Source organism: Mucilaginibacter mallensis (genome assembly GCF_900105165.1).
In the GTDB taxonomy this organism is placed as follows: Bacteria; Bacteroidota; Bacteroidia; order Sphingobacteriales; family Sphingobacteriaceae; genus Mucilaginibacter; species Mucilaginibacter mallensis.
In genome coordinates, this window is sequence record NZ_LT629740.1 from 4841082 (window position 1) to 4853758 (window position 12677).

10 protein-coding genes are annotated in these 12677 nt (G+C 41.9%); 4 read left to right on the forward strand and 6 right to left on the reverse strand.

Annotated elements, in window-relative coordinates; translation table 11 throughout:
• Window positions 1–319: 319 nt before the first annotated feature.
• Complete coding sequence (locus BLU33_RS19765) at window positions 320–667, reverse strand: hypothetical protein (RefSeq protein ID WP_091377204.1); 348 nt, start codon at window positions 665–667, stop codon at window positions 320–322.
• Between the two features lie 68 nt (window positions 668–735).
• Entirely contained in the window at window positions 736–2292 is a 1557-nt protein-coding gene (locus BLU33_RS19770; RefSeq protein WP_091377206.1) for a glycoside hydrolase family 10 protein, read from the reverse strand.
• 347 nt (window positions 2293–2639) lie between these two features.
• Here BLU33_RS19770 and BLU33_RS19775 point away from each other — a divergent pair, with 347 nt between their 5' ends.
• Window positions 2640–3551 carry a hypothetical protein gene (locus BLU33_RS19775; protein WP_091377209.1) on the forward strand — a complete coding sequence of 304 codons (912 nt, stop codon included), beginning with the start codon at window positions 2640–2642 and terminating at the stop codon, window positions 3549–3551.
• A 96-nt stretch (window positions 3552–3647) separates the two neighbouring features.
• Here the strand turns inward: BLU33_RS19775 and map are convergent, their stop codons facing one another.
• Both map and uvrA read right to left on the reverse strand, forming a co-directional pair.
• The gene (map, locus tag BLU33_RS19780) at window positions 3648–4412 is read right to left on the reverse strand and encodes a type I methionyl aminopeptidase (protein WP_091377212.1); all 765 of its coding nucleotides are present in this window, start codon (window positions 4410–4412) and stop codon (window positions 3648–3650) included.
• Window positions 4413–4513: 101 nt separating this feature from the next.
• Entirely contained in the window at window positions 4514–7450 is a 2937-nt protein-coding gene (gene uvrA, locus BLU33_RS19785; RefSeq protein WP_172829271.1) for an excinuclease ABC subunit UvrA, read from the reverse strand.
• A 429-nt stretch (window positions 7451–7879) separates the two neighbouring features.
• On the opposite strand from uvrA, the gene BLU33_RS19795 reads away from it, so the two are divergent.
• Both BLU33_RS19795 and nth read left to right on the forward strand, forming a co-directional pair.
• Complete coding sequence (locus tag BLU33_RS19795; protein WP_091377215.1) at window positions 7880–8464, forward strand: RNA polymerase sigma factor; 585 nt, start codon at window positions 7880–7882, stop codon at window positions 8462–8464.
• Between the two features lie 423 nt (window positions 8465–8887).
• Window positions 8888–9640: an endonuclease III gene (gene nth / locus BLU33_RS19805; protein WP_091377221.1), complete on the forward strand. Its 753-nt coding sequence runs from the start codon at window positions 8888–8890 to the stop codon at window positions 9638–9640.
• A gap of 193 nt (window positions 9641–9833) precedes the next feature.
• On the opposite strand, the gene BLU33_RS19810 is transcribed toward nth, so the two are convergent.
• A complete protein-coding gene (locus BLU33_RS19810) occupies window positions 9834–10721 on the reverse strand; it encodes an AraC family transcriptional regulator (protein WP_091377224.1) in 888 nt (295 codons plus the stop codon).
• A 119-nt stretch (window positions 10722–10840) separates the two neighbouring features.
• Here BLU33_RS19810 and BLU33_RS19815 point away from each other — a divergent pair, with 119 nt between their 5' ends.
• Window positions 10841–11662 carry a phytanoyl-CoA dioxygenase family protein gene (locus tag BLU33_RS19815; RefSeq protein WP_091377227.1) on the forward strand — a complete coding sequence of 274 codons (822 nt, stop codon included), beginning with the start codon at window positions 10841–10843 and terminating at the stop codon, window positions 11660–11662.
• A 317-nt stretch (window positions 11663–11979) separates the two neighbouring features.
• Here the strand turns inward: BLU33_RS19815 and BLU33_RS19820 are convergent, their stop codons facing one another.
• Entirely contained in the window at window positions 11980–12627 is a 648-nt protein-coding gene (locus tag BLU33_RS19820) for a DUF3885 domain-containing protein (protein ID WP_091377230.1), read from the reverse strand.
• Window positions 12628–12677: the final 50 nt, after the last annotated feature.

The window sequence follows — 12677 nt, forward strand, 5'->3', positions numbered from 1 at the left end:
AATGGTTGCTTTGTATAGCATAAGGACTTTCTAGCAACAGCGAGACAATCTCCTCACGTTCAATATACAAGCGACGAGGTTACTGGTGTGAATATCGCGTGAAGCCGCTCATAGGCGCGGAGCCTTAGTTACTTTGGCTTTATCAAAGTAACCAAAGATCAAGACAAAAAGATCCTTCCACCCACAGGCAAAACACCCAGGCCCGCGCTTTTTGTCGGGCCATTACACGCGTTTATTCTTAAAATGTCATTGCGAGTAGGAACGACGAAGCAACCTCATCGCGTTCAATATACAGGCAACGAGGTTGCCACTCCGCTATTCAGCGGATCGCAATGACATGGTTGAAAAACTGATTTTCTATTCCCCCGTCAGTAGAACAGCTTCGGGCGAAATCAGGCAAAACGATGATGGCCTTGTGCGGCTGCAGGGCATAGCAAATTTTTACAGAAGCGAGAGCCAAGAGCGGCGAAGCAAAGAGTAAAAAGATTGCAGCCCAGGTTTTGCCTGATTTACAGGGAAAGGCCTGTGCGGCAAAGAAGCCTAATCTACTGACTTGATTTTTTGTTTCTTTTGTATCAAGACAAAAGAAATAGGCCTTAGCGGCTATGAGCGATACCATCAGAAAGGTAATCGTTATCCAGTTGCCAACTGAAGCCAGTACAACCAATCTGCTCTGTATAGATTAGAAATTGCTTCGTTCCTCGCAATCACGATAGGAGAAGCGAACTCACATCATCACTGTACCTTCACCGCAATAGCAGGCGACCGGTCACCTTCATTTTTCAACCGGTCAATCGCGGTTATTATATATGAATAAGTCACCCCTTTTTGCACACTGCTATCCTGGTAGGCGGTATTAGCATCGTATTCGATATGCAAAATATGATCAGGATTATTCAGATCGATCTTCTCTGTACCCGAAAAACGATAGACCACATAACCATATACCGGTTCCTTATCCCTGGCTAAAAGTGGTGTTTCCCAGTTCAATAGCACGCCCTGTCCTGATTGTTTTGCAACAAAATTACGTGGCACATTAGGCGGTATGGAGTCAAGCCAGAGCATTAAAGGCGGTAGGGCCGGGCTCTTATAAAAATTAGTGCTTAGCGAATCGGCAAAGCCCCCCAAATTATCTGTGAGCGAGTGCGAACTAAAAACTACAGTACCCTCAATCCGTGGATTATTACGCAAGTGCCTCATCTCATTAGGTAATTCTGTAGGTATTTTATAAGCGGCTGATGCTTTTGAGCGTTCACCAATGCGATAAACACCCAGCCCAATATATAAATGGCGGTTATAGGTATTATTGCTCCACCAGTTTATTAAAGTATCAAAATTAGCAACCCTACTGCTTAATGGCCAGTATAACTGTGGCACTACATAATCAATCCAACCTTCCTTCATCCATTTGCGAACATCAGCATAGTTCTCATAATAAGATGATCCGCCGTGTGTTTGTGAGCCTTCCGGATTTTGGTATTGATTTGCCCATATTCCAAATGGAGCTACTCCAAACTTTACATGCGGTTTATGTTTGTGTATGCTATCGGCCAGCATGTGTATCAGCGTATCAACATTATTGCGGCGCCAATCCTTTATATTACTAAAGCGGGCGGCACCATATTTATTATAGGCATCAGCATCATTTATACTTTGCCCGTCAATAAGGTATGGGTAAAAGTAATCATCCATATGTATGCCGTCTATATCATAATTATCAACCACATTTAAAATAATGCGGACGATATATTCCCTTACCTCAGGCAACCCGGGGTTAAATGTTTTTTTGCCCCCATAAGTAAAAAACCATTCAGGCTTTAAATTGGTAATATGGTTTGGGCTAAGCTCGTAATATCTGTTATCATTTGTTGCACGGTATGGGTTAAACCAGGCATGCAGTTCCATACCGCGTTTGTGCGCTTCAGTAATGGCAAATTCAAGCGGGTCATACGCAGGATCGGGCGCTTGCCCCTGCCTGCCATTTAACCATTTCGACCACGGCTCAGATCCTTTTGCATAAAAAGCATCGGCAGCGGGCCGCACCTGGAAAAACACCGCGTTTATACCTGTTTCCTGGTGATCATCTAAAATATCAATCAGCTGTTGCTTTTGCTGATCGGCTGTTGATTGCTTTTTGGGCCAGTCGATATTTTCAACCGTAGCTATCCAAACACCACGAAATTCGCGCTTGGGTTCAATTTTATTTCGTAAAAGAGTATCGGTTTGCGCCTGGGTTTTTGTTAGGATAGATAACGAAAGGATGGAAAGTAAAAAGTATTTGTATAGCTGCATCAACCCGGTGTTTAACGATTGCAAAGATATAAAACTCCCTTAAGTGCGGTTTTATTATCGTGGATAATAAATATGAGAATTTTGTGTTTAATCAATTAGTGCTTACTTTAGGCGGTTCCCTAATTCAATTTAAACTTACGATTATTATCATTTTTTCAATTTTTTACGTATTATTAAACAATTAATCAGCTAAAAACAATTAAACCAAAGCTTTAAACTGATAACATTTTATGTAGATAGTTTACCTTAAATGAATACCAATATGCATAATTAAAAAACACTATGGTACTATTAAAGGTTTCTATCAGATACATTAAATGTTAATTTAAAATTAAAAAGAAAAACTTATGGAAAATCAATCGGAGCAAACACCTAAAAAAAATTCAAACGTAATTTATTTCCTTATTGCTGTTGTTGTGGCGTTGCTGGGGACTGATGTATATCTGTATATGCAAAAAAATAAATCAGATGTGATTATCGTTAATCAAAGCGATGAAAAATCACGGCTGAAAGTTGAACTTGACAGTCTTGAAGCACAGGTTGAGCAGGTTAACTCGAGTAAAACTAAACTATCTGCAGCAATGCAGGCCAAAAACGATTCGTTACAAACGAAGATCCACGTTTTAAGAACGCAGCTTGCAAAAGGCAAATTAACTAAAGAAGAATTGGCTAAGGCGCAGGAAGATGTTAAACAACTGCGCTATTTTGTAACCAAATACACCGCAGATATTGATGAACTCCAAAAGCAGAATGCCTCATTAACTACCGAAAGGGACACCTTAAAAACAAACCTCACAACGGTATCGCATAAGGTTGATACGCTCTCCAAACAAAACCAGGACCTGAGCACTAAGGTGCAGATAGCATCGGCACTCAAGGTGGCGCAGCTCGGGGCGGCAGCCTACAAAATAAAGGGCAGCGGCAAAGAGGTTGAAGTGAGCAGATCAAGCCCGGCTAAAAAATTAAAGATCAGCTTTACCGTTGCTGCCAATGCTGTTGCAACAAAAGGTATGCATGATATCTTTATCCGTGTGCTTGACCCAACCGGCAACCTGATAACTGAAGGCGATTCAGGATCATTTACAGCTGATAGTCAAAACCTGCAATTCACTTACAAAACATCTATCGACTTTAAAGATGATGGCAATGCTTATGTAATTGACTGGATGAACCCAGGTCCGTTCCAAAAAGGAACTTATACCGTAATGCTTTATTCTGATGGTTACACCATGGGCAAAACCAGCGTTACCTTAAAATAACAACACCTGTAGAGACGCAAAATGTTGCGTCTCTACACAAAAAAGCCCTTGTTTGAAGTAAACAAGGGCTTTTTCTTTATAATGGTTGGGCGATAATTAATCCCAGATGCCGTTCCGAGCTGTAAATATCACCGGCTGGCCGCCAGTTACCATAATGGTATGCTCATGCTGCGCAACAAAACCACCTTTATTACCGCTTAGCGTCCAACCATCGGCTTGTGTATCGGCAATTGTTGACCGTGTTGAAATGAATGTCTCTATCGCCACTACCGAATTCTTTTTGAAACGCGTAGTGTTATACCTGTCGCAGTAGTTAGCTATCTCGTGCGGTTCTTCGTGCAAACTGCGACCAATACCATGGCCGGTCAGGTTTTTTATTACCGTATAACCGGCTTTTTTGGCTTCAGTTTCGATCAACCTGCCAATCTCCGATATTTTGACACCACCTTTGATGTTGCTGATCGCCTTCCTCAGTATCTCTTTAGATGCTTCCACTAATCTGCTATGGCCGTGGATATCTTCGCCTAATACAAACGAACCGCCATTGTCAGCCCAATAGCCATTTAATTCAGCCGATACATCAATATTTATCAGATCACCTTCTTTTAAAATTTTATCCGCGGATGGTATGCCGTGCGCAACTTCCTCATTAATACTAATACATGTATACCCGGGGAAATCATAGGTTAACGCAGGTGCAGAATGTGCGCCCATCTGTGCCAGCAATTCGCCGCCGTACTCGTCAAGTTCCTTGGTTGAAATGCCCGGTTTGGCAAACTCACGCATCTTTTTAAGCGTGATAGCAACTGCATCGCTTGCCTGCTGCATTCCAATTCTTTCGTGTTCGGTAGTTATAGACATTTTTTTATTTTTATCTGTTGCAAATCAGGACTACTCATATCAATATTGTTTTGTATCCTCTCCCCGTTGTTTGTGTCCTCACAAACAACTTATCGGCAATACTATTGGTGAAACCGTTCCTTTAAAAATTTACCGGTATAAGAGTCTTTCTCTTTTATCAGATCCTCGGGCAAGCCTTCAAACACAACCTTACCGCCTTTATCACCACCTTCGGGGCCGATATCAATCACCCAGTCGGCGCATTTTATCACATCCATATTATGCTCTATTACGATGATGGTATTGCCATGATCCAGTAGCGCATCAAACGATTTCAGCAGCTTTTTAATATCGGCAAAATGCAGTCCGGTGGTAGGTTCATCAAAAATGAAGAGTGTTTTATGTGTATTATTCCCCTTAACCAGGAACGATGCCAGCTTTATACGCTGCGCCTCACCACCCGACAAGGTATTTGACGACTGCCCCAAATGGACATATCCCAAACCTACATCAACCAAAGGCTTTATTTTGGCGATGATCTTCGGCTCTTTTCTAAAGAACTCCAAAGCCTCATCAATGGTCATTTCCAATACTTCGGATACATTTTTATCCTGATAGGTAATATCCAGTATATGCTGTTTAAAACGTTTACCGCCGCAGGTTTCGCAAGTCAGGAAAATATCAGCCATAAACTGCATCTCAATCTTCACTTCGCCCTCACCCTGACAAACATCGCAACGACCGCCCTCTACGTTAAATGAAAACGCCGATGGCTTTAATCCCGCTGCCTTTGATGCTGGCTGAGCGGCGTACAGGTTACGGATCTCATCCCAGGCCTTAACGTAAGTAACCGGGTTTGAACGTGATGAACGGCCTATCGGATTTTGATCTACCATTTCAACCTGTTCTATCTTCTGGTAATCGCCCTCAATGGCATCGTATGAACCGGTCTGCTCTCCCGAATAATTACCTAGCGTTTTTTGCAGGGCCGGGGCCAGTATCCGCTTAACCAAACTTGTTTTACCCGAGCCCGATACACCCGTAACTACCGTAAGCACCCCCATCGGGAATTTAGCGTTAACATGTTTCAGGTTATTTTCCCTGGCACCTTTAATACTAATATAATCATGCCATTTTCGGCGTTGTGCAGGTATGGCTATTTCTTCCTTACCACTTAGGTAACGGCCGGTAAGGCTATTGTCGTCCTTTATAATTTCATCATAGGTACCGGTAAATATCAGTTCGCCGCCATGAGTACCTGCCTCCGGACCAATATCGATGATATGGTCGGCCGCTTTCATGATCTCTTCCTCATGCTCAACCACCAGCACGGTATTACCTACATCACGCAAGGATTTAAGTACACCTATCAGTCGCTGGGTATCACGTGGGTGCAGGCCTATACTCGGCTCATCCAGCACATAAATTGATCCCACCAGGCTACTACCCAATGAAGTTGCCAAATTAATACGCTGCGATTCACCGCCCGATAAGGTGTTTGACAAGCGGTTAAGCGTTAAATAGCTCAAACCAACATCATTCAAAAACAGCAAACGGTTATTGATCTCCATCAACAGGCGCTTACCCACCTTGGTATCGGTTTCGTTTAGTTTGATGTTGCTGAAAAATTCATAAGCCTTATCCAGCGGCATTAAAACCACATCGGTTATTGATCTGCCATCAATTTTCACATAGGATGCATCCTGCCTTAAACGACTGCCCTTACACTCCGGACAAGTAGTTTTACCCCTGTATCGCGACAGCAGAACACGGTATTGGATCTTGAAGGTTTGTTCTTCCAGTTCCTTAAAAAAGGCATCCAGTCCGCGGAAGAATTTATTACCCGTCCATAACAGCTTTTGCTCTTTTTCGGTAAGTTGATTGTATTGGCGATGGATAGGAAAATCAAACTTTAAGGCATGCTGCACCAGCTGATCATTCCACTCGCGCATTTTCTCGCCGCGCCATGGGGCAATTGCGCCCTCATAAATACTTTTGCTTTTATCGGGGATAACCAGGTCCTCATCAATACCAATTACTTTTCCATAGCCTTCGCAGCGTTTACAAGCGCCATATGGGTTATTAAAGCTGAAAAAGTTTGGCGAAGGTTCTTCAAATTTTATCCCATCAAGTTCAAAGCGATCGCAGAAGAAGCGTTCGGTTTCCTTATCCGCATCAGGCTCCTGGTAGCGCACATAGCAGTCACCCTTCCCCTCAAAAAACGCAGTTTGTATTGAGTCGCCCAAACGGCTTACAGTTTCATCTTCTTCGTTTTTAATAATACGATCGATCACAATACGCACCGCGTGATGAGCCGTTAATGATGATTGAGAAGCGCCAATTTCAAGTTCCGCTTCCTCTTCCTCCGCCGCTGCCTTTTTCCTCCCTTTCGCTTTCGGCTTTACGCTTTCAACTTTTACCTCTTCTTCCAGCCACGACCCATCATCAACAATGCTCATATCCTCCAGCAAAGTTTCAATCCTTGCCAGTTTTTGCTGATACTCCACCCGCACAAAGCCTTTCTGCATTAATACAGCCAGCTCTTCTTTTAAACTGCGATTATTATGCGGGTATAGCGGACAAAGTATAGTTACCTGGGTTTCATTAGGCAAAGTCATGATGAAATTGATCACATCTGTAACCGAATCTTTTTTCACCAAATTGCCCGATATAGGCGATATAGTTTTACCTATCCGCGAAAAAAGCAATTTCAGATAATCATAAATCTCGGTTGATGTGCCTACTGTTGAGCGCGGGTTTGAGGTAATAACCTTTTGCTCAATAGCTATAGCCGGCGCTATGCCTTTTATATAATCAACATCGGGCTTATTCATACGGCCCAGAAACTGGCGTGCGTATGATGAAAGGCTCTCCACGTAACGGCGTTGCCCTTCGGCATACAACGTATCAAAGGCCAGTGATGATTTGCCCGAACCCGACATGCCGGTAACTACCACCAGCTTGTTTTTAGGAATGGCAACATCCAGGTTCTTTAAATTGTGAACCCTGGCGCCCTTTATAATAATATGATGTTGCGGATCTTTTTCTGCTTCGTTCATTTAGTTGTAGTTCATGGTTGATAGTTCATAGTGTTTATCTCAGCATAGTCCACAGGAGTTAGATAACCATTTTGGTTATGAACCATCAACCATGAACTATGAATTTTTCGGCTATGAAATATTAACCGCTATCAAAACGCAAAAATCCTAAAATTATTAGCCGTTTCCAAATGCGTTTAGGATTATGTTGCTAATTATGACCGCTTTATTATAAATGTTAAATTGTGTTAAATATTAGTGCGTTTTGAACTTAAACGCCGTTCAAACTGACTAAAACATTCATATATTCAACAAAAAATATTTGCTTTTTCCCCCGAAATTTGTTTTATTTGATGTAACAATTTCTTAACAAGAAGGAGAACCCCTATAGATTGAACTCTACTTTAAAAAAAATTACAATTTTAACTAAGTTTAAAGTAACAGTTTTCTATGGATTTTCAATTGAAAAGTGATCAGGATCTAATCCATCTATACATCATGGGTGATGAGGCGGGGCTTGTTGAATTAATACGCCGCTATCAATCAAAAATTTACACTTCAATTTATCTGCTCGTTAAAGACGAATATCTTGCTGAGGACATTTTCCAGGATACTTTTATTAAGGTTATTAATACTTTAAAAGCCGGAAAATATAACGAGGAAGGCAAGTTTTTACCATGGGTAACCCGCATTGCGCATAATTTGGTTATTGACCATTTCAGGCGTGAAAAACGTGCACCAATGGTTAGTAATGGTGACGACTTTGATATTTTTGAAGTACTGGGCAATTATGATGAAAGCACCGAGGACCGTATGGTTCGCGATCAGACACATAAGGACCTTAAAACTTTGATTCAGCTTTTACCGTCGGAACAAAAAGAAGTTTTGATAATGCGCCACTTTGGCGATCTGAGCTTTAAAGAGATTGCTGACATAACCGATGTGAGCATTAATACTGCTTTAGGCCGTATGCGTTACGCACTTAATAACCTGCGTAAAATGATGCAGAGTAAAGAACTAAGCTTAAAAAATTAATGATGAAAAAATCATGAAAATTTCATGAAATTTTTTTTATAGTTAATAAAATATTATATTCAGGCTTGCGTTTAGTTAATATTAAACACTAGACAAGCATATGGGCGAAACCTTTACAAATCCATTTACTGCGGTCATTAACAAAACTGAGATGAAGGAGTCGGATGTGCACGAGAATTTAGAAGCGGACGAAGTGATATTTTACCACTCACTGCGCAATGATTTGGACCTTTTAGCAAAGAGACCAAAATTGCAGACGATTCACTACATCCTTGATTATTCAAAGAGTTTACGTTAATCGAAGATTCCGTAAAGACAAAAATCCAGGGCGATGAGTTGTAAAACTTTATCACCCTGGATTTATTTTTTTAACTATTTTTGGACTGAAGGCTGCCGACTAAAGACTTCAGACTTTTCATAACCATGCTCAAGCAAGAACGCTACCAACATTTTGTAGATTACTTTTCAAAAAACCAACCCGATGCCGTTACCGAACTGCATTACGGCAATCCGTTTCAATTATTGGTAGCGGTTATCCTATCGGCACAATGTACTGATAAGCGCATAAACCAGGTAACGCCTGCCCTATTTGAGCGTTTCCCAAGCCCTGAAAGTTTAGCCGCATCAACCCCCGAAGAAGTTTTTACCTACATACGCAGTGTTAGCTACCCCAATAACAAGGCCAAGCACCTGGTGGGCATGGCCAAAATGCTGGTTGAAAAATTCCACAGCCAGGTACCCGAGGGGCTTGATGAACTACAGCAAATGCCGGGTGTTGGGCGCAAAACAGCCAATGTAATAGCATCCGTAATATTTGAAGCACCAGCCATAGCGGTTGATACCCACGTTTTCCGTGTGGCTAACCGCATAGGGTTAACCACTAATGCCCGTACCCCACTGGCAGTTGAAAAACAATTGGTAGAATACCTACCGGTAGAAACTTTAGGTATAGCCCATCATTGGCTTATATTGCATGGCCGTTACATCTGCATAGCCCGTAGCCCTAAATGTGAGGTTTGTCCCATAAGCTGGTTCTGCAAATACTACACCCGCACCCATACCGAAACCTACCTGCAAAAACAGGAAGCCCTGAAAGTTAAAAAAACAAAAGATCAGAAAAAGAAAAAAGCGCTGGATGTAATAAGCAAGGAATTAAAGAAACGAAGCGTTAAATAACTCATATAACCCCCATTGTCATTTCGACCGGAGGGAGAAATCTTCTGCACTATGCAATTCGGACATGCACAACGTAAATACAAGTAGAAGAAGATTTCTCACTATCGTTCGAAATGACAGGATGTAAAAACGTGCACTGGTCTAAGTTTAGCGCAGCGAACTTAGACCCAAATGATGTAAGCTTCCAGCTTACCTACGCCACGGCCTCGCCGCTCTCCAAACTCCGCATAAACTTCTTCCTGTAATTTAGCGGACTCAGGTTCATCTTTAGCTTAAACATCTTGTAAAAATGCGACACATCGCCGAAACCGCTTTCAAACGAGATCTCTGATATCGGTTTATCTGTTTGTACTAATTGCTGGGTGGCGTAGTTAAGGCGGTACTCAATAATGGTTTCCATAAAGGTTTTGCGCGTTATCTTCTTAAAGTACTTGCAAAATGCGTTGGTGGTCATGTTGGCTATGCTGGCTGCTTTATCCAATGATACCTGCTGCCTGAAATTCTCCACCAAATAAGCAAATACGGGGTTTATGCGTTCCTGCTCGGCTATAGTACGCGCGGCAATAGTTTGGCTTTGGTCGAGCAATGCAAACTCGCTTGATAATGCAAGTTGCTGCAAAATATCAAGCAGCATCAGCATCTTTTTAAAACTATTTTCTTCCTCAATCAACGCTACCAAACGCTGGTTGATCCGCTGCCTGGTACCGGCTTTAAAACTGATACCGCTGGCTGCAAATTGAAAAAGCTTTTTAATGTCCTTCAATTCCGTGCGGCAAAAAAAATCATCACCTAAAAAACTCTCATTAAACTGTATAACTATGGCGGTGGCTTCGGGCTGGGGACGGGTTGTATCCAGTTTCCAGCAATGAGGCAGGTTGGGACCGAGTAATACCAGGTCGCCATGGCAAAAATCTTCCATATGGCTGCCTGCATAACGTTTGCCGTTTGCCTGTATAATGCTGGTTAACTCGTACTCCGGATGAAAATGATAAGGGCCGTCAAAGACCCATTTATCAAATTTACGGGCGATAAATGATTGTCGGTTGCCCGTTTGAAGGGCTTCAAAAGATGCTTTAATCATTGCGTATTTTAATAGGGTGCGCCAATTTATATCTTTTTTAGATAATATACACCATAATTACACCACTTTTTTCATTTTTTTTGCTTCGCGATTTGGCTTCCTTTGAAAATAGCTAAACAATGGATACAACACTTGCACATTTGCCTCAGTTAAACGACTTCAAGAAGCTGCCTGATGCTGATATCAGGGAGTTCCGTGAAAAAGGTCATACACTTGTCAAAGAGGTGTTATCAACCGCTGAAATAGACGCTTACCGCCCGCTAATAGTTGCTGCGGCTGATAAATATAATACCGAAAAACGCCAACTACAGGACAGGGATACCTACGGCAAAGCATTCCTGCAGATCATGAACCTATGGCAAGCTGATGAACAGGTAAAGCAATTTGTGCTGGCTAAACGCCTCGCAAAAATGGCCGCCGACCTGATGGGTGTAGAAAATGTACGCCTATACCACGATCAGGCCTTGTTTAAAGAAGCCGGTGGCGGCCCAACCCCATGGCACCAGGATCAGTATTATTGGCCCATAGATACCAATAACACCATTACCATGTGGATGCCGCTGGTTGATATTGATGTGGATATGGGCATGCTCACGTTCGCATCTGGCTCCTATACCAATGGGGCGATATTCGATCATGAGATCTCTGATGAATCGGAAAGCGCGTTTGATGATTATGTGAATGACAAGCAATTCCCAATAAGCAGAGCGCAAACCATGAAAGCCGGCGATGCTACCTGGCACCGTGGCTTTACCATACACAACGCACCGGGCAATAACTCCAACAAAATGCGCGAGGTAATGACCATCATCTACATTGCCGATGGCGCGCACGTTACCCCCTACAAAAACGAATGGCAGAAAAACGATCACCACAAATGGCTCATGGGCAAACCCATAGGCGAGCTAATCGACTCAGCGCTTAACCCGCTGCTGCTTTGATATAAAGATATCTATTGGTTAGATTGAGTGAGAAGAATTGGAGGCTTTAGGGCCTCCTTTTTTAGTTTTGGCCTGCTTTTTTTCAATTCCCCTCTTGAGAGGGGGTGCGAAGGAATGAGTAGTGGCAGGGGTGTGTTTGTGCGCCAGGCTTGTTGAAGAAAGGACACACCCCTCCACCCCTCTCAAGAGGGGAATCGCACTTGGCCTTCCCCATTTAGCGCAAGTCTTGTGTGTGAGAATAGAGAAATGGCTGACTTGTGCTTCTTAATCTTAATATCACAAGTCATCATCACACAAACAGCCGCACAAGACTTGCGCTAAATGATATTCAGTTTATTAATTATTTCTGGTCGATTAACTTCTAAGATCAAATCTGAAAGCTGGTTATAATATTCCTTTAACAGACTAACATCATATGATATTATATCACATCCGCGATCATCATACATAATAGTAACAGTATTTCTTGTAAGGTTGATGATATAAAGCTCTCCTTCTCTATCCTCTAAAACCGGGCTTCTTCCAAAATCCATATTTGATATTGCTACATAAAGATTATGAAAGTTTATATTGTTTACACTGTCTTTAATTAATACCTGACAAGATCGCACTGAAGCATTTACACCTTCATAGTCGTAAAAAGGCGTTCTTCTTCTTTTAAGCTCAATTGTTGCATTTTTACTTATTTGTTTAAATAAATAATTAGCTAATCTGATTTTTCTTCGCTTGTAAGTATCTTTTCGATACAACAGTAATATATCATCATTTTCGGTTGTAGTTATCGCATGTATTTTATCCATCCGTCTTACTACTTCTTCAAAATAAGCATCTTCAGATGTTTCCAGAACTGCATCCTGTAAATCAAATCTCAATCCGAAAGCCCCGGCAAAGAATAATGGTCGAAATAATTTAAGCCCTTTGAAATTGACATCAAGATAAATTTTCAATTCAGCGGACAGGCTCATGTGATAAAAATAGTGAAACTACAAGGAATAAAAAAATCTCTCCGCCCGTT

Coding starts and splice junctions, on each gene's coding strand:
- BLU33_RS19770 (WP_091377206.1), bottom strand. CDS start 2,292: ATGCAGCTATACAAATACTTTTTACTTTCCATCCTTTCGTTATCTATC.
- BLU33_RS19775 (WP_091377209.1), top strand. CDS start 2,640: ATGGAAAATCAATCGGAGCAAACACCTAAAAAAAATTCAAACGTAATT.
- map (WP_091377212.1), bottom strand. CDS start 4,412: ATGTCTATAACTACCGAACACGAAAGAATTGGAATGCAGCAGGCAAGC.
- uvrA (WP_172829271.1), bottom strand. CDS start 7,450: ATGAACGAAGCAGAAAAAGATCCGCAACATCATATTATTATAAAGGGC.
- BLU33_RS19795 (WP_091377215.1), top strand. CDS start 7,880: ATGGATTTTCAATTGAAAAGTGATCAGGATCTAATCCATCTATACATC.
- nth (WP_091377221.1), top strand. CDS start 8,888: ATGCTCAAGCAAGAACGCTACCAACATTTTGTAGATTACTTTTCAAAA.
- BLU33_RS19810 (WP_091377224.1), bottom strand. CDS start 10,721: ATGATTAAAGCATCTTTTGAAGCCCTTCAAACGGGCAACCGACAATCA.
- BLU33_RS19815 (WP_091377227.1), top strand. CDS start 10,841: ATGGATACAACACTTGCACATTTGCCTCAGTTAAACGACTTCAAGAAG.
- BLU33_RS19820 (WP_091377230.1), bottom strand. CDS start 12,627: ATGAGCCTGTCCGCTGAATTGAAAATTTATCTTGATGTCAATTTCAAA.